Genomic DNA, 19,688 nt, shown 5'->3' with positions numbered 1-19,688 from the left:
CGTGCCGGGCGCCGCAACCTGGTAAGCCTCGCCCGACACGGCACCGGTTCAGGTTTGCCCTCGCCGCCCTGTGCTCGCATTGTGTCCCCGGCATGTACTGAGCCCACTTGATTGTGCTCCCGGCCACGATGCCTGCGGACCGCGCCGGGCCTAGTGTCCCCGGACATGGTGAGTTCGCAGGTGAGAGCAACGTGAGCGGCGCCGGGCCGACGCGGCCCGACCTGTTGGTCGTCGGCGGTGACGTGGTCACCATGAACGCGCGCCGCGAGGTGCTGCTGGGCGGCACGGTCGCCGTCGCGGGCGAGCGCATCCTCGCCGTCGGCGCCACCGGCGAGCTGCGGGCCCGCTGGCCGGGCACGCCCGAGTGGGACGCGAGCGACTGCGTCGTCACGCCGGGCATGGTCAACGCGCACCTGCACCAGACCGGCGATCCGCTGGCCCGCGCCCGAATACCGGACGACCTGCCACCGGGCGCCTCCGTGGACACCTGGGCGGTGCCGCTGCACGCGGCGCATCGACCCGACGACGACGAACTGTCCGCGCTGCTCGCCGGCGTGGAGAGCGTGCGCAACGGCGTCACCACGATCATCGAGGCGGGCACCGTGGCCCACCCGCATCGGGTGGCCGCCGCGATGACCGAGGTCGGCGTGCGCGGCGGCATCGGCGCATGGGGCTGGGACGTGCCCGGCGCACCGTTCGCCGCCCCGGCCGCCGAGGTGCTGGACCGGCTCGCCGAACTGGTCGCCGCCTACCCGGCCGGCGGCTCGGTCGAGGGCTGGGTCACCCTGGTCGGGCACGGCCTGGCCTCGGACGAACTGCTCACCGGCGCCGCCGACCTGGCCCGCGACACCGGCGCCCGGATGACGATGCACCTGTCCCCGTCGAGCGCCGACCCCGACGACTACCTGCGCCGCACCGGGCGCCGGCCCGTACTGCACCTGGCCGAGTTGGGTGTGCTGGGCCCGCACCTGCTGCTCGCGCACGCGGTGTGGCTCGACGACGCCGAGGTCGAGGCGTTGTTGGCGGACCGTACCGCGGTCGCCTACTGCCCGTGGGCCTATCTGCGGCTGGGCCAGGGCGTCACGCACGCCGGGCGGCACGCCGAGTTGTCGCGCCGCGGCGGCCGGCTCGCGCTGGGCACCGACGCGGGCAACGCCGCCGACTCGGCCGATCTGCTGCGCACCGCAGCGCTCGCGGTGGGCCTGGCCAAGGACATGGCGATCGACCCCACCGGCCTCGGCGCCGCCGAGGCGCTGGAGTTGGCCACCATCGGCGGCGCCGAGGCGGTCGGCATGGCCGATCGCATCGGCTCGCTCGAACCCGGCAAGTACGCCGACCTGGTCGTGCACGACGCCACCGGCCCGCAGTGGACCCCGCGCGGCGACATCGCCCAGCAGCTGGTGTGGTCCTCGGACGGCCGCTCGGTGCGCGACGTGCTGATCGGCGGCCGGGTCGTGGTCCGCGACCACACCTGCGTCACCGTCGACGAGCGGGCCCTGCGCACCTTCGCCGCCCGCGCGTCGACCGCCCTGCTCGCCCGGGCCGGCGTACCGCTGCGCACGCGCTGGCCGACGGTGCCGGCGCACTGAGTCGCGTATCGGGTCGCGCATCGGGTCGCGCACCACCGGGTTCGGTCCGCCGAACGCCGCGTCCCGCATCCCACAGTTTTCGCCAACGGAGGAGCCCCACATGCGAGTTGCCGTAGTCACCGCCCCCGAACAGGTCGATCTGCGCGAGGAGCCGGTGCCCGAGGTCGGGCCGCAGGACGTGCTCGTGCGGGTCGGTCGCACCGGCCTGTGCACCATGGAGCGCCGGCTCTACCTGGGCACCAAGCCGATCTACCCGGTCGCCCCCGGCCACGAGGTCGCCGGCGAGGTGGTCGCGCTCGGCAGCGCCGTCGCCGGACTGCCCGGGGTCGCGGCCGTCGGCGACACGGTCACCGTCGACCTGCTCACCCGCTGCGGCACCTGCACCTCGTGTCGGCGCGGGCGCAGCGCGCTGTGCAAACGACCGCAGGGCGGCGCGCTGGCCGACGGCACCATCTCGATGGGCGCCGGCTTCGCCGAGTTCGTCAAGGTCGCGGCGGTACAGACGTTCCGCACCGGCGACGCGCCGATCGCGCACGCCGCGATGGGCGAGCCGCTGGCCTGCGTCGCGCACTCGGTCCGGCTGGGCGGCCTGCGGGCCGGCGACCGGGTCGCGGTGATCGGCGCCGGGTACATGGGTCGGCTGCACCTGGCCCTGGCCCGGTTCAAGGGCGCCGAGTCGGTCGGCCTGATCGACATCAGCGACGACCGGCTCGCCGAGGCCCGCGCGGCCGGCGCCGACTGGACGAGCACCCCGGAGGAGGCCGCCGGCACCGGCGGCAAGCAGGACGTCGTCTTCGTCACCGCCGGCGCCCCCGGTGCCGTGGAGACCGCGCTGTCCCTGTGCGACGACGGCGGCACGGTGGTGCTGTTCGGCGCCTTCCCCAAGGACGTCCTGGCCGGTGTCGGGCCCGACCACGTGCACCACCACGAACTGAGCATCGTCGGCGTGTACAGCCAGGAACCGCAGGACTGGACCGAGGCCGCCGCGATCATCGCCTCCGGACGCCTGGCCGCCGAACTGGACGCGCTGGTCACCGCGACCTACCCGCTCGCCGAGGTCGACGCCGCCTTCCGGCTGGCGGCCGAGTCGCCGGTCTACCGCGTCCTCGTGGGCGGTTGAGCATGTCCGGCTCGCCCGCGGTCGTCGTCGGCGTCGACGTCGGGAGCAACTCGGTACGCGCCCTCGCGCTCGACCCGGACGGCGTCGTCCTGGGCGCGACCACCGCCGGCTACCCCGGTGCAACCGGCTGGGAGCCCGGCCACGCCGACCCGTACGCCTGGTTCGCCGCCACCGCGCAGGCGCTCGCCGAACTGCGCGCGCTGGTGCCCGGTGCGGCCCGTCCCGCCGCGCTGTGCCTGGGCGGCCAGAGCCCGACCACCGTGCCCGATGCGGTGCCCCGACCCGGTATCGCCGCGGCGCTGACCTGCCGGCACCCGGCGGGCGCGACCGGATCGCCGGTCGAGCAGCATCACGCGCAACACGCCGCGCTGCGCGCCGCCCACGGACCCGACGTGCAGGCGTGGCAGCTCTACGACTGGCTGGCCGCCCGGTTCGGCGCGGAGCGGGCACAGGCCCGCTGGCCCGGGGATCCGCCGCTGACCGGCTACGGGCCGATCGTGGCGACCGGGTCGGTGGTGGGCACGGTCGGCACCGGGCACGACATCGCGGCCGGCACCCCGCTGGTGGCCGGCGCCCAGGACGCGTATCTGGCGTTCTGGGCGGGTGGGCTGGACCGGCCCGGCCGGGCGATGGACCCCGGCGGGCGGACCGGCGGCCTGGCCGTCGCGGTGCCCGCGGGCTCGCCCGCCGCCGATGCGTACGCGCTGCCCTCGGCGGTGTCCGGGATCGACATCGTCGGCGGTCCGGTCGCCGCGCACGGGCTGATCCTGGAGTGGCTGCGCGACCTGACCGGACGCGACGTGCGCGACCTGCTCGCATTGGCCGCCGAGGTGCCACCCGGCGCCCGCGGCGTCCTGGTGCTGCCCTACCTGGAAGGCGAGCGTGCACCGCGCTGGAACCGCGAGTTGCGCGGCGAGGTCTTCGGGCTGAGCGCCGGCTCCGGACCCGGCGAACTGGCCCGCGCGGTCCTGGAGGGCACCGCGTACGGCCTCGCGCACATCGCACGGGAACTGGGTGCGCGCGGCGCCCGACTGGACACCCTGGTCTGCGCCGGATCGCCCGCGCGCAGCCCGCTGTGGTGCTCGATCAAGGCCGCCGTGCTCGGCGTGCCGGTCGAGGTGCCCGCGGAGACCGACCTGGCCGCCTACGGCGCGGCGCTCGCCGCCGGCGCGGGGGCGCGCTGGTGGCCCGCGCCCGGTGCCGGGCGCGCCGGCGACTGGCCGCGCCCGGCGATGACCGTGCTCGACCCCGAACCGCGTCCCGAGTACGCGGCCGGCCTGCGCCGCTTCCTCGACCTGGGTGACGCGGCGCAGGCGCGTCTGTCCGTACCGGCCGACGCCGGCGATTCGACCCGCTCCGGACCGAACCCCTCCGGCCCGACCCCTGCCGAACCGAACCTCTCCGCGAACCTCTCCGAACCGAACCTCTCCGAGGAGCCGACGTGCCCAATCCGGTGATTTTCATGGACCTGCCGACCCCCGACGTGGAGGCCACCTCCGCGTTCTACGCGGCGCTGTTCGACTGGGACTTCAAGCGGCGACCCGCCGGCGAGTTCAGCGAGGTGCTCCCGGGCGTCAAGCCCAATCTCGGGATCCGCCGCGAGGCGCGCCCGGCGGTGGGGCCGGTGCCGCGCATCTACGTGATGGTCGACGAGCCGCCCGCCTACCTCGACAAGGCGGTCGCGGCCGGCGCGAGCGTGTTGTGGGAGGAGAAGCCGTGGGCCGAGTTCGAGGCCCGCTACGCGGCGTTCCGCGACCCGTGGGGCAACGAGGTCGTGCTGTGGCGCGACAAGGGCACCTACTTCACCCACGGCCACGCCCACCAGGTCTGACGCCTCGTCGCATCCGGTTTGCCACACGCGAGTTCGCCACGCGCGAGTTCGCCACGCGCGAACTTCCCACGCCCGAGTTCTCCCGCAGCCCCTCTGCGCTGCCCGGCACCCCCATTGCCCCGCAACCCAGTTCCCCCGGAAAGGACCCCGTATGACCAACACCCTGGTCTTCGTCGACATGCCCACACCCGACGTCGACGCGACCACCGAGTTCTACCGCGAGCTGTTCGGCTGGACCATCAACCCGCGTCCGCAGGGCGTCTTCCACCAGATCGTCCCGGGCGAGGGACTGCACCTGGGCCTGTACGACGAGGTCGCCCAGGTGCCCGACCCGGCGCCGCTGCCCCAACAGCCGCGCGCCGGCCTGCACGCCCGGGTGTACATCCTGGTCGACGCGGCCCCCAGCGAATACCTGAACAAGGCCGTGCTGCTGGGCGCGACCGCGCTGTGGGAGCAGTGCTTCTGGGAGGAGTTCGGCGGTCACCACGCCTCGTTCCTGGACCCGTGGGGGAACCAGATCGTGATGTGGGAGAAGTGAGGTAGCACGTAGCGCCCATACGGCCACATGCCGGTATCCGCGATCCGAGTCGGATCGCGGATACCGGCATGTGGCCGTCCCGGCTCGGAGCGGACCGACGCTCAGGCGCGGTTCAGGACCGGGCGCGGGTAGGGCGAATCCGCCGGGTTGACGTCGGTGCCGGGGGCGACCAGGGCGTCCAGGCGGGCCAGCGTGTCGGAGGTCAACCGCACGGCGCAGGCGCCGAGTTGAGATTCCAACTGCTCCTCGGTGCGCGGGCCGATGATCGCCGAGGTGACGTTCGGGTGGGCCAGCGCGAAGGCCAGGGCCAACTCCGGCAGCGAGCAGCCGGCGTCGTCGGCGATCGCGGCGAACTCCTCGACCAGTGCGGTCTTCGCGGCCCGCACGGCGGCGTCCGCGTGATCGAAGTGCTCGGCGTTGCGCACCGCCCGCGAATCGGCGGAAACGGCTTGTCCCGCCCGGTACTTGCCGGTCAGCCAGCCGCCGTTGAGCGGGCTGAACACCAGCACGCCCAGGCCGTACCGCCCGCACGTGGGCAGTGCGGCCGTCTCCGCGTGCCGGGCGAACGCCGAATAGGCCAGCTGCTCGACCGCGAAACGCTCGTGGCCGCGCCGCTCGGCGATCCACTGTGCCTCGACGATGCTCTCCGCGGGCAGTGCGGAGGAGCCGATCGCGCGCACCTTGCCCTGCCGGACCAGGTCGGTCAGGGCGCCGAGCGTCTCGTCCGGGTCGGTGCCCGGGTCGGGGCGGTGCAGTTGGTAGAGGTCGAGGTGGTCGGTCTCCAGGCGACGCAGGCTGTCCTCCACGGCGCGAAAGATCCAGCGCCGCGAGGCCCCGCGGCGCAGCGGCGCGTCCGGGTCCATCGCCTCGCCGAACTTGGTCGCCAGCACCACGTCGTCGCGCCGGCCCTTGAGCGCCTTGGCCAGGATCGCCTCGCTCTCGCCGAACGCGTACACGTCGGCGGTGTCCACCAGGTTGATCCCGGCGTCGAGCGCGCGATGCACCATGCGGACGCACACGTCGTGGTCCGGGTTGCCCCACGCGCCGAACATCATCGTGCCCAGGCACAGTCGGCTGACCCGCATGCCGGTGCGACCGAGCGGGGTGTACTCCACGGGTGCCCTCCAAGGGTGATCGTCGCAGGTCCTCCCCCGAGGCTGGCACGACGGCGCGTGTGCACCGATGTGGTCCCGGCGCAGCGCAGGGGCCGTTTGTTCGTGCCTCAAGCACATATCGGGGCCGTTTCCCGGCGCCTACCTTCGGCTGTATCGCAAACATCCCAGGTGACGGGGAGGAAGCTGTGCCGACTGACCAGCTGGGGGCTGCGGAACGTGCCCTGGACGAGCGGGTGGCGGAACTTCGCCGGACCGCGGCGGCGCGAGAGAGCGACGGGCTCGTGGTCGCTCCCCTGCCGAGCGAGATGTTGCAGCCGTGGGAGGTCTGGGACCGGGACCTGTTCGACCTGGAGATGATCCGGGTGTTCGCCCGCTCGTGGGTGTGGCTGGGCGACACGGAGGATCTGCGCCGACCCGGCGACTTCGTCACCGGGCGGATCGGCAGCCAGTCGGTGCTGGTGGTCAAGCAGCGGGACGGCTCGATCAAGGGCTTCCTGAACAACTGCCGGCACCGTGCCTCCGGCGTCGCGTTCGATGCGGCGGGCAACTGCGGCAAGGCGTTCGCGTGCCCGTACCACGCCTGGACGTACGGTCTGGACGGCAAGCTGCTGTCGATTCCGGACATGAACCGGATGTACGGGCCGGACTTCCCGATGCAGCAGTACGGCCTGGTGCCCATCCGGGTGCACGTGGCCTTCGACAAGCTCGTCTTCGCGTGCCTGTCGCACAAGGCGCCGACGTTCGAGGAGTGGATCGCGCCACTGCTGCCGCGCTACACGGCGTACAAGATCGGCGAGTACCACCGCTACCACCGCGAGTTGGACGAGGAGTACGCGTTCAACTGGAAGGCGTTCGTGGAGAACTCCAACGACGACTACCACGTGCGGTTCGTGCACCGACGGCTGAACAAGGTGCGCAAGCAGATGGACACCATCGTGCGCTTCGAGGGCCGGACCACCAGCGGCTACAAGCCGCACAGCGACGCGTACGACATGTCGCTCGGGCGCACCGACCTGGGCGAGGAGGACCTGCGCGGGAGCTACGCGGAGTTCATCTACCCCAACCTCACGCCGCTGCCCTACGCATCCCAGTTGATCATGGTGCGCGCCGACCCGATCGCGCCGGACCGGACCCGGTTGTTCTCCCGGATCTACGGGCTGACCGAGGACATCGAGCTCCAGGAGCGCGAGTTGGTCAACCTGGAGCTGACCAACAAGGAGGACACGGACATGGTGACCGTGCTCATGGAGAACCTCCGTTCGCCGTTCTACCGGGTCGGTCCGCCCAGTGCCTGGGAGGGTCGCGCGCAGCACATGATGCGGCAGATCCGCCGGGACGTGGCCACGCCGTTGGCCGCCGACGAGTTCACCGGTCCGATCGACTGAGCGCCGCCGCCCCTGCCGCGCCCGCGCGGCGGTTCGACACCCATCCCGACACACCGGAACGTGAGAGGAGCCACCGCGATGGAACCGACGCTGACCGAGGCCCGCTGGACCCATATCGCGCTGCCGTCGTCCGACCTGGAGGCGGCGGTCGAGTTCTACACCTCGTTCACCCCGCTGGTGGTGGTCTCGCGGCACAGCGACGCCGCGGGTTCCAATGCCTGGTTGTCCAACCCCAACCAGGTCCACACGCCGTTCGTGCTGGTCCTGGTCGCCTTCGACAAGGACAAGGGCAAGCCGCAGCCGCAGCTGACCCCGTTCGCACACCTGGGCATGGAGGTGGCCGCCCGCGCGGACGTGGACGCCGTCGCCGAGCGGGCCCGTGCCGCCGGCTGCCTGCACTGGGAGCCGATGGACGTGCCGCCGCCGGTGGGCTACATCTGCGCGCTCAAGGACCCGGACGGCAACGTGGTGGAGATCTCGCACAACCAGCAGGTGTTCGCGGAGGTCCGCGAGCTGTGGGGCGACCGGGCCGACGCGTGAGCGACCCGGCGCGGACCCGGCGGGCCGTCGAGGCGTATGTCGCGGCGCTCAACTCCGGAGATCCGGACGCGATCGCGGCCCGGGTGAGCGAGGACTTCCACAACGAGCACACCTCGGTGTTCGGCCGCAGTCTGCGCGGGCGCACCGCGTATCGCGAGCGACTGCCTGGATTCCTGGCCGAGTTCGAGGGGCTGCATTACGCCGTCGAGGACCTGCTCGTGGACGGGGATCGGGCCGCGCTCGCGTACACCATGACGTTTCGCCTGCGCGGCGCGTTTCGCCCGCGCGGCGCGGCGACCGGTGAACCCGTGCGGATCCGCGGGGTGTTCCGGCTGCGTGTGCTGGGCGATCTGGTCGCGCATCGCGTGGACTACTGGGACGGCGCCGAGTTCGAGCGGCAGACGGCCGGCGTCGAGAAGAACCACTGACAACCATCGAAGGGAACGACTGTGCAAACCTTTTCCGCCACCGGGGCAGGCAAGCTCCGCCGGATGCGCCGGATGTTCGGCGCGGACGGCCGCGCCGTGTTCGTCGCCATCGACCACGCCGCCTACATGGGCGAGGGGCCGCCGCTGGGCGAGCCGATGGCGCAGATCGCCGCCGGCGGGCCGGACGCGGTGCTCGCGACCTGGCACCTGGCCCGGGCCTACGCCGACACGTTCGCCGATTCCGGGCTGGTGTTGCGGATCGACGGCGGAGCCTCGGAGTTGGGCGACTTCGCCCCGGGCGATGTCACCGACATCATGCATTTGCCCGAGCAGGCATTGAAGCTGGGCGCCGACTGCGTGGTCGTGCTGGCCTTCCCCGGTGCGCCCGACGAGCACCTGTCGTTGCAGCGGCTCGCCCGGCTCACCTCCGAGTGCGAACAGCTCGGCCTGCCGGTGATGGCCGAGATGATTCCCGGGGGCTGGGGCAAGGCGGTGCCGTGGACCACGGAGAACGTGGCCCGCGCGGCGCGGATCGGCGCCGAACTGGGCGCCGACATCGTCAAGACGGTCTGCCCGGGGCGCCCCGAGGAGTTCGCCGCCGTGGTCGCGGCGTGTCCGGTCCCGGTCGTGGCGCTGGGCGGGCCCAAGTCGGACAGCGAGGACGAGGTCGTCGCGCTGGCCAAGGGTGTCGTCTCGGCGGGCGGTGCGGGGGTGGCCTTCGGCCGGAACGTTTGGGGGTCGGCCAAGCCGCAATTGCTTGTGGAGCGGTTGCGCGATGCGGTTCATGGGGGCGGGGTTTGATTCGGCCTGCGGCCCGCTCGTCCTCATGCGCCGGACGGGCTGGGGTTGTGGCGGGCCTCGGGCGCGCTCGAACGGCCTTCGGCCTGTTGTCCTCAAACGCCGGACGGGCTGATTTGGATTCCGCCGACGTTCGGGTCGGGGCTGCGGTTCCCGGTGTCCTCAAACGCCGGACGGGCTGAATTGGTGGTCTTGAACGCCGGGCGGGTGTGGGTTGTTCGTCCGGCGTTTTTCTTTCCTTGTGTCGAGTGTTGTCTTTGCCATGCCTGTGATCAGGAGTTGCGATCATGTCCCAACAGGTCACCCCCGTATCCCGGGTGGTCATCCGGTTCGCCGGTGACTCCGGGGACGGTATGCAGCTTGCCGGCGATCGGTTCACCGCGCAGGCCGCGTTTTTCGGCAACGACGTCTCCACCTTTCCCGACTTTCCGGCCGAGATCCGCGCTCCTGCGGGCACTCTGCCGGGGGTCTCCGCCTTCCAGGTGCAGTTCGCCGACCACCGGGTCACCACCCCCGGGGACGCGGCCGACGTGCTGGTCGCGATGAACCCGGCCGCGCTGCGGGTGAATCTGCCCGATCTGCCGCACGGCGCCCAGATCATCGCGGATGCCGACGAGTTCACCGCGCGCAACCTGGTCAAGGCGGGCTACCCGGTGGGTACCGACCCGCTCACCGACGATTCGCTGGCCGAGTATCGGTTGCACGCGGTGCCGCTGACCGGCCTGACCGTCGAGGCGCTGCGCGCGTTCGAACTGCCGCGCAAGGACGCCGAGCGGGCCAAGAACATGTTCGCCCTGGGTCTGGTGTCGTGGTTGTATCACCGTCCGACCGAGGCCATCGTGGCCTTCCTGCGGGAGAAGTTCGCCGCGCGTCCGCACCTGGCCGCGGCCAACGTGGCCGCGTTCACCGCGGGTTGGCACTTCGGCGAGACCACCGAGTCGTTCGCGGTGAGCCACGAGGTGCCCGCGGCCCCGCGCACTCCCGGCCGGCACCGCACGATCACCGGCAACCGGGCGCTCGCCTACGGGCTGATCGCCGCCGCCGAGCGGGCCGGACTGCCGCTGTTCCTGGGCTCGTACCCGATCACCCCGGCCTCCGACATCCTGCACGAGCTGAGCCGGCACCGGCACTTCGGGGTGACCACGTTCCAGGCCGAGGACGAGATCGCCGGGATCGGCGCGGCGCTGGGCGCGGCATTCGGCGGCGCCCTGGGGGTGACCACCACGTCCGGCCCCGGGCTCGCGCTCAAGGCGGAGACGATCGGTCTGGCGGTCTCGCTCGAACTGCCGCTGGTGATCGTGGACGTGCAGCGCGGCGGCCCCTCGACCGGGCTGCCCACCAAGACCGAACAGGCCGACCTGTTCCAGGCGTTGTACGGGCGCAACGGTGAGTCGCCGGTGCCGGTGTTGGCCGCCTCCTCTCCCGGCGACTGCTTCGACACGGCCGTCGAGGCGGTCCGGATCGCGGTCGTCTACCGCACCCCGGTGGTGCTGCTGTCGGACGGCTACCTGGCCAACGGCTCGGAGCCGTGGCGGGTGCCCGATCTCGACGAACTGCCCACGATCGACCCGGTGTTCGCCACCGGACCGAATGCGGTCGACGCGTCCGGCGCGCCGTGCTTCCAGCCCTATCTGCGCGATCCGCACACCCTGGCCCGCCCCTGGGCGGTGCCCGGCACGCCCGGTCTGGAACACCGGGTGGGCGGCCTGGAGAAGGCCGACCGCACCGGCGAGATCTCCTACGACGCGGCCAACCACGAACACATGGTGCGCACCCGGCGGGCCAAGGTGGACGGGATCGCCCGCGAGTTGCCGCCGCTGACCGTCGAGGATCCGGACGGGGCCGCCGAGGTGCTGGTGCTCGGGTGGGGTTCCACCGCCGGACCGATCACCGCCGCGTGCGCGGAGGTTCGTGCCGCGGGCGGCTCGGTGGCCCGGGCCCATGTACGCCATCTCGACCCGCTGCCGGCCGACCTCGGCGACCTGCTCGCCCGCTATCGGCGGGTGCTCGTCCCGGAGATGAACCTGGGTCAGCTCGCCCGGTTGTTGCGCGCCCGGTATCTGGTCGACGTCGAATCCCTCACCCAGGTGCGCGGCATGCCGTTCAAGGTGGCCGAACTGCGCACCGCGATCGAGAAGGTCGCCGCCGATGCCTGAGTCACCGCTTCTCACCATCGCCGGGCCGGCGGCGGATCCCCCGCTGTCCGCCCGCGACTTCCGCAGCGATCAGGAGGTGCGCTGGTGCCCGGGTTGCGGCGACTACGCCATCCTGGCCGCCGTCCAGGGCTTCCTGCCCGAACTGGGCCTGCGCCGGGAGAACATCGTCTTCGTCTCGGGCATCGGCTGTTCCAGCCGCTTCCCGTATTACCTGGACACCTACGGCATGCACTCGATCCACGGCCGCGCGCCGGCGATCGCCACCGGATTGGCGGTGTCCCGGCCCGACCTGAGCGTGTGGGTGGTCACCGGTGACGGCGACGCGCTCTCGATCGGCGGCAACCACCTGATCCACGCGCTGCGGCGCAACGTCAACCTGAAGATCCTGCTGTTCAACAACCGGATCTACGGCCTGACCAAGGGTCAGTACTCGCCGACCTCCGAAACCGGCAAGATCACCAAGTCCACCCCGGCGGGTTCGCTCGACCACCCGTTCAACCCGGTCTCGCTCGCGCTCGGCGCCGAGGCGGGGTTCGTCGCCCGCACCATCGACTCCGACCGCAGGCACCTGACCTCGGTGCTGCGCGCCGCGGCGGCCCACGAGGGCACCGCGCTGGTGGAGATCTACCAGAACTGCAACATCTTCAACGACGGCGCGTTCGAGCAGCTCAAGACGCCCGGCATCCGGGACGACTTCCTGCTGCGGCTCGAACACGGCGAGCCGATGCGCTACGGGCCGGACGGCGCGCGCACCGTGGTGCGCGATCCGGGCGGCGGGCTGCGTCCGGGGGGTCCGGACGACATCGCGGTGACGCACGACGCGCGGACGCTCGACCCGGTGCCCGCGTTCGCGCTGTCCCGGTTGCCGGAGGCGGGCGGGCCCACCCCGATCGGGGTGTTCCGCAGCGTGCGCCGGCCCGCGTACGACCGCCAGGTGGTCGAGCAGGGCCGCCGGGCGCTCGCCGAGCGCGGGCCGGGCCGTCTCGCCGACCTGCTCGGCGGCGACGCCTGGACGGTGCCCGAGCCGACGATGCCCGACCCGCGACCCGTCGGAGGTGGTCCCGCGTGACCTACGTCATCGGCGCGAACTGCGTGGACGTCAAGGACCTCACCTGCGTGGCCGAATGCCCGGTCGACTGCATCTTCGAGGGCGACCGCATGCTCTACATCCATCCCGAACAGTGCGTGGACTGCGGCGCCTGCGAGCCGGTCTGCCCGGTCGAGGCCATCTACCACGTGGACGACCTGCCCGCCGACTGGCTGTGGCACCTGGACGCGGCGACCGAGGCCACCGCGGGCCGCGAGGACGTCGAGCCGGTGCCCGATCCGCCGGCCGTGGCCGCACTGCCGGCCCGACCCGCGACCGGGTGAGCCGCCCGGGGCCGTGTCCCCACCCATCGAGAAGACACTCCGGACACACCGAGAAGAAGAGGAGGCTGACGTGACCGACTGGCGCCTTGCCGTAGACATCGGTGGCACTTTCACCGACGTGGTCCTGCTGGATGCCGACACCGGCCGCGTGGTGGTCGAGAAGACGCTGACCACCCCGTCCGCCCCGCTCGGCGGGGTCCGGGCGGGCGTGACCTCCGCGCTGACCAAGGCCGGCATCACGCCGGCCGACATCACCCGGCCCATCGTGCACGCGACCACGCTGATCACCAACGCCCTGATCGAGGGCAAGACCGGCCGCGCCGCGCTGGTGACCACCGCGGGCTTCGGCGACACGCTGGAGATCCGCAACGAGCACCGGTACGACATGTACGACCTCCAGATCGAGTTCCCGGCCCCGCCCATCCCGCGCGAGCTGGTCTTCGAGATCGACGAGCGCACCACCGCGACCGGAGAGGTCCGTACCGCGCCGAGCGAAGCCGAACTCGACGCACTGGCCGCCCGGTTGGCCGCGAACGAGGTCGAGGCGGTCGCGGTGTGCCTGCTCAACTCGTACGCGAACGCGGCCAACGAGCGCGCGGTCGCCGAGGGGCTGGCCAAGCGGCTGTCGGTGCCGGTGTGCGCGTCGCACGAGGTGACCCCGCAGATCCGCGAGTATCCGCGCATGGTCACCACCGCGTGCAACGCGGCCACGATGCCGGTGATCGGCCCCTACTTGACCGAGCTCCGGGCCTGGCTGACCGCCGAGGGCTTCGGCGCGTCGGTGCTGATGATGCTCTCCAACGGCGGCGTGGTCTCCGCCGACGACGCCCGCCGGGTGCCGATCCGGTTGGTCGAGTCCGGCCCGGCCGCCGGCGCGCTGGCCGGCGTCTGGTACGCCCGACGCCTGGGCGAGGAACGGCTGTTCTGCTTCGACATGGGCGGCACCACCGCCAAGTCCTGTCTGATCGAGGACTACCGGCCCGAGTTGACCAACGCGTTCGAGGTGGCCCGGGTCTACCGGTTCAAGAAGGGCTCGGGCTACCCGTGCTCGATCCCCTCGGTCGACCTGGTCGAGATCGGCGCGGGCGGCGGAAGCCTGGCCCGGGTCGACGAGTTGGGTCTGCTCAAGGTCGGCCCGGACTCCGCCGGCGCCGACCCGGGCCCGGTCGGCTACGCCCGCGGCGGCACCGTTCCGGCGACCACCGACGCGGACCTGGTGCTCGGTCTGCTCGATCCGCAGTACTTCCTCGGTGGCGAGATGCCGCTGGATCTGCCCGCCGCGCGGGCCGCGTTCGCCCCGCTTGCCGAGCGGCTGGGCGCCGGCTCCGACGCGGACCACGTCGCGGTCGGCGTGTACGAGGTGATCAACCAGAACATGGCCGCGTCCGCCCGGATGCACGCCGTGGAGCGCGGCATCGACCTGCGCGGCGTCGCGCTGATCGCCTTCGGCGGTGCCGGGCCGGTGCACGCGTGCGGGGTGGCCACGCTCCTGGAGGCGCCGCGGGTGATCTTCCCGGTCAACGCGAGCGTGTTGTCCGCGTTCGGCACTCTGGTCAGCCCGGTCCGCATCGACCTGGCCCGGAGCATGGTCCGCACGCTCGACGAGAGCGTGTCCGCCGCCCGGGACACGCTGCTCGCCGACATGCGACAGGAGGCGCGCCGGGTGCTCGCCGCCGCCGGTGCGCAGGAGGGCGACGTGAGCTTCCGCTACGGCCTGGACGCGCGCTACGAGGGCCAGGGCAACGAGATCACCCTGTGGGTCGGCGAGGGCGACGCGTGGCCCACCTCGCTCGCCGACACCGTCGAGCAGTTCCACACCGAGTACCAGAAGATCTACGGCCTGCGGATCCCCGACGTCGGCGTCGAGGTGGTCACCTGGCGGGTCGCCGCGTGGTCGGACGCCCCCGGCTTCGAGGTGCCCACGGTGCCGGTCGGCACCGGCAGTCCCACCCCGAACCGCTATCGCGCGGCCCGCTTCCGGCTCGGCACGCCCGCCGTGGACGTGCCGGTCTACCGCCGCGCCGAACTCGGCGCCGGCCACCGCTTCCCCGGTCCGGCCCTGATCGAGGAGCGCGAGACCACCTCGGTCGTCCCGGACGGCTGGACCTGCGAGGTCGCCCCCGACGGCTCGATCATCGCCACCGCAACCACGGCCTCCGAGGAGGGATCCGCGTGACCCGCACCTTCGACGCGATCGAGCTGGAAGTCCTGTGGGGCTCCCTCGTCGCCACCGTCAACGAGCAGGCCAAGGCCCTTCAGCGGGCCGCGTTCAGCCCGATCGTGCGCGAGGCCGGCGACCTGGCGAACGCGCTGTTCGACCGGCGCGGCCGGATGGTCGCCCAGGCCGTCACCGGCACCCCGGGCCACATCAACTCGCTCGCCATCGCGTGTCGCAACATCCTGGACCGGCATCCGGTCGACTCGCTGGCCCCCGGCGACGTACTGGTCACCAACGACCCGTATCGGACCGCCGGCCAACTCCTCGACGTGACCGTCCTGGTGCCGGTCTGGCGCGGCGGGCGGGTGATCGCATTCTTCGGCTCGACCATCCACCACACCGACGTCGGCGGCTACGGCATCGGCGCGGGCGCGCGGGACGTGTTCGAGGAGGGCCTGTGGATCCCGATCAGCAAGCTCATGGTCGGCGGCGAACGCAACGAGCCGGTCTGGGACTTCGTGCTGGCCAACGTTCGTCAGCCCACCCACATGGCCGGTGACCTGCACGCCCAGATGGCGTCCGGGGAGGTGGGCGCGGCCCGGCTGAAGACGCTGCTGGACGCGTACGCGCTGGAGGACATCGAGGATCTCGGCGACGAGGTGATCCGCCGCTCCGAGGAGGCCACCCGGCGGGCGATCCGGGTGCTGCCCGGCGGCACCTACGAGGCGGCGTCGATCCTCGACCTCGCGGACGGCTCGGAGATCACCATCAAGGTCGCGGTCACCATCGACCCCGAGGCCGGCGAGATCCTGGTCGACTACGCGGGTTCGTCCGGCGCGAGTCCGTTCGGGATCAACGTGGTCAAGAACTACACGCACGCCTACACCACGTTCACCCTGCGCAGCCTGCTCAACCCGGACGTGCCCAACAACGCCGGCTCGCTGGCCCCGATCCGGGTCGAGGCGCCGCTGGGCAGCATCGTCAACGCGGTGTCCCCGTCGCCGTGCACGGCGCGGCACGTGGTCGGCATGTTCCTGCCGATGCCGCTGCTGAACGCGATGTCGCAGGCATTGCCGGAGGCGGTGATGGCCGAGGGTTCGGCGGCGGTGTGGACCATGCAGGTGAGCGGGCACGACGCGGAGGGCAAGCCGTTCATCACCGCGATGTTCACCTACGCGGGTGGCGTCGGCGCGCGGGCCGGCAAGCCGGGTCTGTCCACCACGTCCTACCCGACCGGGGTGTCCGCCGTGCCGCTGGAGGTGGTCGAGGCGTCCGCGCCGATCCGCTTCCTGCGCAAGGAACTTCGGCGCGGCTCGGGTGGCGCGGGCGCGCAGGAGGGCGGGATGGGCCAGACCATCGAGTTCACCGTCGACTCGCCCTCGCCCTGGGTGCTCAACGCGGTGGCCAGCCGGCTCGCACGCGGCCCGCGCGGGATCTTCGGCGGCGGCGAGGGCGCCACGGGACGCTTCCTGGTCAACGGCGAACCGGTGCGCACCCAGGCCCGGATCACCCTGCAGCCGGGTGACGTGGTGCGGCTGGAACTGCCGGGCGGAGGCGGGTACGGCACGCCGGTCGCCCCGGCCGGGAACGCGGTGGCCGCCACCACCGGGTGAGCGACGCGGGGTGGCCCGGGGGGCCGGCGGCTCGTGGGTCGGCGGTCGGCGGTCGGCGGTCGGCCCGTGGGCAGGCAGGCGGCCTGCGGGTCGGCGGTCGGCCCGTGAGCCGAGCCGACGGCTCCCGGGCCGGCCGGCGGCTCGCAGGCCAACCCCCTGAGCCGCCCTGCGGGTGGGCCCGTGACGCCGCCTGCGGACGGGCCACCCGCGCGAGGCACACTCACGTGCGGGCCGCCCACGCGAGACGCACCCGAGTGCGGGTCGCGCCAGGCACGCCCGCTTGCGGATCGCCCACGCCAGGCGCACCCGTGCGCGGGTCGCCCACACGAGACCCGCCCGCATGCGGATGATCCACGCCAGGTACGCCTGCCGGTGGGTCGCCCACGCGAGGCGCCCCCGAGTGCGGGTCGCCCACACGAGGCGCACCCGAATGCGGGTCGCCGACGCGAGGGCCGCCCGCGTGCGGATCGCGCCAGGCGCACCCATGCGAGTCGCCCACGCGAGACCCGCCCGCATGCGGATCATCCGCGCCAGGCACGCCCGCCGGTGGGTCGCCCACGCAAGACGCACCCGAGTGCGGGTCGCCGATGCGAGGACCGCCCGCATGCGGATCGCGCCAGGCACGCCTGCGGGTCGCCCACGCCAGGCACGCCCGCCCGTGAGTCGCCCACACGAGGCGCACCCGTGTGCGGGTCGCCGACGCGAGGGCCGCCCGTGGCGGCCCGCCCGCGTCACGCACACCCGCGTGCCGGTCGCCCTGCGATGGTTGGTCGCGTCCGGATCGTTGCCCGTCCGGCCGCCCCGGCTGCGCCGGTCCGGTCCTTCCCACTCCCCCGGTCGATGTCCTGGAGGCCACATGACGTCCGTCCCGCCCACCTTCGCGGCACGCTGGTCCGACACGGTCGTGGCGCACCCGTACGCGCCGTTCCTGACCTGGGAGGCGCCGGACGCGAGCGTGACCCGGTGGACCTACGCCGAGTTCGATGCCCTCGTCGCCCGCGTGGCCGGCGGACTGCTCGCGCGCGGCGTCCGGCCCGGCGACCGGGTCGGCATCGCGCTGCGCAACTGCCCGGCGTACGTCGCGCTCTGGCTCGCCCTGGCCCGACTCGGCGCGGCGATGGTGTGCTCCGACCCCTCCGCACGCACCCCGGAGCTGGCCGCGCACCTGCGCCGGACCGGCGCCCGACTCGGTTTCTGCGCGCCGGAGCGGGCCGCCGACTATCGGACCGCGGCGGCCGGGACCGGCACGACCGTGGTCGAAGTCGCGGACGACGACACCGACCTGGCGATCCTGCTCGGTCGACCGACGGCCGCCGACGCCCACCTGCCCGGTCCCACCGATCTGGCGGGATTGATGTTCACGTCGGGCACCACCGCCGAGCCGAAGTGCGTGATGGTCACCCAGGCCAACTACGCCTTCGCCGGCGCCGTGATGGCCGCGGCCGCCGAACTCGGGCCGGAGGACCGGCAGTTCGTGGTGCTGCCGATGTTCCACGCGAATGCGCAGTACTACTCGTTCGCCGCCGCGATCACGGTCGGCGCGAGCGTCGTGTTGATGCCCGCCTTCTCCGCGAGCCGGTTCGTGGCGCAGGCCGCCCGGCACGAGGTCACCCATCTGAGCCTGTTCGCCGCGCCGATCCGGATGATCCTGGCCCGCACCGCCGACCGGGACGCGCCGCCGGGACTGCGGGTACGGCACTGCTGGTACGCGCAGAACGTCACCGACGACCAGTACGAGCGGTTCGCGACCCTGCTCGGCGGGTGTCGCCCGCGCCAGTTGTACGGGATGACCGAGACCATCCCGGCGGTGCTGAGCAATCCCGCCGATGCGCCGGTCCCGGGATCGATGGGCCGGCCGACGCCCGGCTGCGTGGTGGCCGTGCACGATGCGGCGACCGGCGAACCGGCGGCGGACGGCGAGATCGTGGTCGGCGGCGAACCCGGGGTGAGCCTGTTCGCGGGCTACCTCGACGACCCGGCCGCGACCGCCGCCGCCTATCGGAACGGCTGGTTCGTCACCGGCGACCGCGCCCGGGTGGACCGGGACGGCCACTTCCACTTCGCCGGGCGGCGCGGCGACGTGCTCAAGGTCGCCGGCGAGAACGTCTCGGTCGTGGAGATCGAGGCGGTCCTGGCCGAGCATCCGGCCGTGTTGGAGGCGGCGGTGGTCGGTGCGCCGGACGACGTGCGCGACGAGGTACCGGTCGCGTTCGTGGTGGCGGTGCCCGAGGCCGGTCCGACCGCGCTCGACGACCTCGCCGACTGGTGCGCCGATCGACTCGCCAAGTCCAAGCGGCCGGTGCGCTTCGAGCGGGTGGCCGAGTTGCCGCGGACCTCCGTCGGCAAGATCCGCAAGTTCCTGCTGACCGAGAGGACCGCGCCGTGACCGACGCCGCCCCCGCGTCCCTGCCCGCCACCGCCGCACTCGCCGACCTGCTCCAACTCCGGGGCCGGACCGGCTGGTTGACCCCGCCGCTGCGGCCGTTCCGGCGGGGGGAGGGCGCGGTGCTCGGGGTGGCCCGTACGGTCCGGATCGCGGCGGGCCCGGGTGCACACGGCCTCAAGCCGCTGCATGCGCTGCTCGCGGAGGACCTGAGCGGCCGGGTCGTGGTGATCGCCGGCGCGGACGCGGCGCCCGGCGCGGTGTGGGGCGAGATCCTGACCGCCGCCGCGCTGGGCCGGGGTGCGGTCGGCGCGCTGATCGAGGGCAGCGTCCGGGACGTGTCGGCGGTGACCCGGTTGGGCCTGCGGTTGTGGGCACTGGCCGAGGCAACGGCCGGTCCCGGGGGCGCCGTCCGGGTCGCCGAGGTCGGCGGCCCGATCGAGATCGCCGGCACCCCGGTGGCGGACGGTGACCCGATCCTGCTGGACGACGGCGGCGCGGTGGCGCTGCCGGCCGCCGACGCGGACATCCTGCTCGCCGACGCGCTCACCTATCACCGGGCGGAGGAGGAGGTGCTGGCCGCCCTGACCGCCGGCCTGCGCCTCCCGCGCGCCTACACCCCCAAGGCCGAGGCGATCACCCGCCTGCGAGGCCGCTGACGCG

Annotated in this window: 17 protein-coding genes; 16 read left to right on the top strand and 1 reads right to left on the bottom strand. The window is 73.0% G+C overall.

Annotated features, from left to right (window positions below):
* The first annotated feature begins 191 nt into the window (after positions 1 to 191).
* The 5 genes from ACZOOI_RS40025 to ACZOOI_RS40005 all read left to right on the top strand — a co-directional run bounded on the left by ACZOOI_RS40025 (position 192) and on the right by ACZOOI_RS40005 (position 5,078).
* Entirely contained in the window at positions 192 to 1,589 is a 1,398-nt protein-coding gene (locus ACZOOI_RS40025) for an amidohydrolase family protein (RefSeq protein ID WP_465281726.1), read from the top strand.
* A 100-nt stretch (positions 1,590 to 1,689) separates the two neighbouring features.
* A complete protein-coding gene (locus ACZOOI_RS40020; protein ID WP_465281725.1) occupies positions 1,690 to 2,709 on the top strand; it encodes a zinc-dependent alcohol dehydrogenase in 1,020 nt (339 codons plus the stop codon).
* A 2-nt stretch (positions 2,710 to 2,711) separates the two neighbouring features.
* Entirely contained in the window at positions 2,712 to 4,166 is a 1,455-nt protein-coding gene (locus tag ACZOOI_RS40015) for an FGGY-family carbohydrate kinase (protein ID WP_465281724.1), read from the top strand.
* The gene (locus ACZOOI_RS40010) at positions 4,151 to 4,540 is read left to right on the top strand and encodes a VOC family protein (protein WP_391589505.1); all 390 of its coding nucleotides are present in this window, start codon (positions 4,151 to 4,153) and stop codon (positions 4,538 to 4,540) included. The genes ACZOOI_RS40015 and ACZOOI_RS40010 overlap by 16 nt, the downstream gene beginning before the upstream one ends.
* Before the next feature lie 151 nt (positions 4,541 to 4,691).
* Positions 4,692 to 5,078: a VOC family protein gene (locus ACZOOI_RS40005; protein ID WP_355547834.1), complete on the top strand. Its 387-nt coding sequence runs from the start codon at positions 4,692 to 4,694 to the stop codon at positions 5,076 to 5,078.
* A 101-nt stretch (positions 5,079 to 5,179) separates the two neighbouring features.
* On the opposite strand, the gene ACZOOI_RS40000 is transcribed toward ACZOOI_RS40005, so the two are convergent.
* Complete coding sequence (locus tag ACZOOI_RS40000) at positions 5,180 to 6,193, bottom strand: aldo/keto reductase (RefSeq protein ID WP_465281723.1); 1,014 nt, start codon at positions 6,191 to 6,193, stop codon at positions 5,180 to 5,182.
* 185 nt (positions 6,194 to 6,378) lie between these two features.
* Here ACZOOI_RS40000 and ACZOOI_RS39995 point away from each other — a divergent pair, with 185 nt between their 5' ends.
* From ACZOOI_RS39995 to ACZOOI_RS39945, 11 genes are all read left to right on the top strand, one after another.
* On the top strand, positions 6,379 to 7,578 hold the full coding sequence (locus tag ACZOOI_RS39995) for an aromatic ring-hydroxylating oxygenase subunit alpha (protein WP_391589503.1): 1,200 nt from the start codon (positions 6,379 to 6,381) through the stop codon (positions 7,576 to 7,578).
* 78 nt (positions 7,579 to 7,656) lie between these two features.
* Entirely contained in the window at positions 7,657 to 8,118 is a 462-nt protein-coding gene (locus ACZOOI_RS39990; protein ID WP_396011337.1) for a VOC family protein, read from the top strand.
* Positions 8,115 to 8,546 carry a nuclear transport factor 2 family protein gene (locus tag ACZOOI_RS39985; RefSeq protein WP_465281722.1) on the top strand — a complete coding sequence of 144 codons (432 nt, stop codon included), beginning with the start codon at positions 8,115 to 8,117 and terminating at the stop codon, positions 8,544 to 8,546. The genes ACZOOI_RS39990 and ACZOOI_RS39985 overlap by 4 nt, the downstream gene beginning before the upstream one ends.
* Before the next feature lie 21 nt (positions 8,547 to 8,567).
* Positions 8,568 to 9,347 carry a class I fructose-bisphosphate aldolase gene (locus tag ACZOOI_RS39980; RefSeq protein WP_396011335.1) on the top strand — a complete coding sequence of 260 codons (780 nt, stop codon included), beginning with the start codon at positions 8,568 to 8,570 and terminating at the stop codon, positions 9,345 to 9,347.
* Positions 9,348 to 9,631: 284 nt separating this feature from the next.
* On the top strand, positions 9,632 to 11,500 hold the full coding sequence (locus ACZOOI_RS39975) for a 2-oxoacid:acceptor oxidoreductase subunit alpha (protein WP_465281721.1): 1,869 nt from the start codon (positions 9,632 to 9,634) through the stop codon (positions 11,498 to 11,500).
* On the top strand, positions 11,493 to 12,569 hold the full coding sequence (locus ACZOOI_RS39970) for a 2-oxoacid:ferredoxin oxidoreductase subunit beta (protein WP_465281720.1): 1,077 nt from the start codon (positions 11,493 to 11,495) through the stop codon (positions 12,567 to 12,569). Before ACZOOI_RS39975 ends, ACZOOI_RS39970 begins: the two co-directional genes overlap by 8 nt.
* Positions 12,566 to 12,871, top strand: a complete 306-nt coding sequence (fdxA, locus tag ACZOOI_RS39965; RefSeq protein ID WP_465281719.1) for a ferredoxin — start codon at positions 12,566 to 12,568, stop codon at positions 12,869 to 12,871. Before ACZOOI_RS39970 ends, fdxA begins: the two co-directional genes overlap by 4 nt.
* Before the next feature lie 70 nt (positions 12,872 to 12,941).
* The gene (locus ACZOOI_RS39960) at positions 12,942 to 15,047 is read left to right on the top strand and encodes a hydantoinase/oxoprolinase family protein (RefSeq protein WP_465281718.1); all 2,106 of its coding nucleotides are present in this window, start codon (positions 12,942 to 12,944) and stop codon (positions 15,045 to 15,047) included.
* Entirely contained in the window at positions 15,044 to 16,642 is a 1,599-nt protein-coding gene (locus ACZOOI_RS39955; RefSeq protein WP_465281717.1) for a hydantoinase B/oxoprolinase family protein, read from the top strand. Before ACZOOI_RS39960 ends, ACZOOI_RS39955 begins: the two co-directional genes overlap by 4 nt.
* Positions 16,643 to 17,498: 856 nt before the next feature.
* Positions 17,499 to 19,028, top strand: a complete 1,530-nt coding sequence (locus ACZOOI_RS39950; RefSeq protein ID WP_465281716.1) for a class I adenylate-forming enzyme family protein — start codon at positions 17,499 to 17,501, stop codon at positions 19,026 to 19,028.
* Positions 19,025 to 19,684 (top strand): RraA family protein, encoded by a 660-nt coding sequence (locus ACZOOI_RS39945; RefSeq protein WP_465281715.1) that lies wholly within the window; start codon positions 19,025 to 19,027, stop codon positions 19,682 to 19,684. The genes ACZOOI_RS39950 and ACZOOI_RS39945 overlap by 4 nt, the downstream gene beginning before the upstream one ends.
* Positions 19,685 to 19,688: the final 4 nt, after the last annotated feature.

The organism is Embleya sp. L77 (assembly GCF_055557415.1).
This window is presented reverse-complemented; position numbering and strand designations above follow the sequence as displayed.

What these genes read in the sequence shown, in the direction of transcription:
- ACZOOI_RS39970 (WP_465281720.1), top strand. Translation starts at nt 11,493, where the DNA reads ATGCCTGAGTCACCGCTTCTCACCATCGCCGGGCCGGCGGCGGATCCC.
- ACZOOI_RS39975 (WP_465281721.1), top strand. Translation starts at nt 9,632, where the DNA reads ATGTCCCAACAGGTCACCCCCGTATCCCGGGTGGTCATCCGGTTCGCC.
- ACZOOI_RS40005 (WP_355547834.1), top strand. Translation starts at nt 4,692, where the DNA reads ATGACCAACACCCTGGTCTTCGTCGACATGCCCACACCCGACGTCGAC.
- ACZOOI_RS40020 (WP_465281725.1), top strand. Translation starts at nt 1,690, where the DNA reads ATGCGAGTTGCCGTAGTCACCGCCCCCGAACAGGTCGATCTGCGCGAG.
- ACZOOI_RS40015 (WP_465281724.1), top strand. Translation starts at nt 2,712, where the DNA reads ATGTCCGGCTCGCCCGCGGTCGTCGTCGGCGTCGACGTCGGGAGCAAC.
- ACZOOI_RS39990 (WP_396011337.1), top strand. Translation starts at nt 7,657, where the DNA reads ATGGAACCGACGCTGACCGAGGCCCGCTGGACCCATATCGCGCTGCCG.
- ACZOOI_RS39950 (WP_465281716.1), top strand. Translation starts at nt 17,499, where the DNA reads ATGACGTCCGTCCCGCCCACCTTCGCGGCACGCTGGTCCGACACGGTC.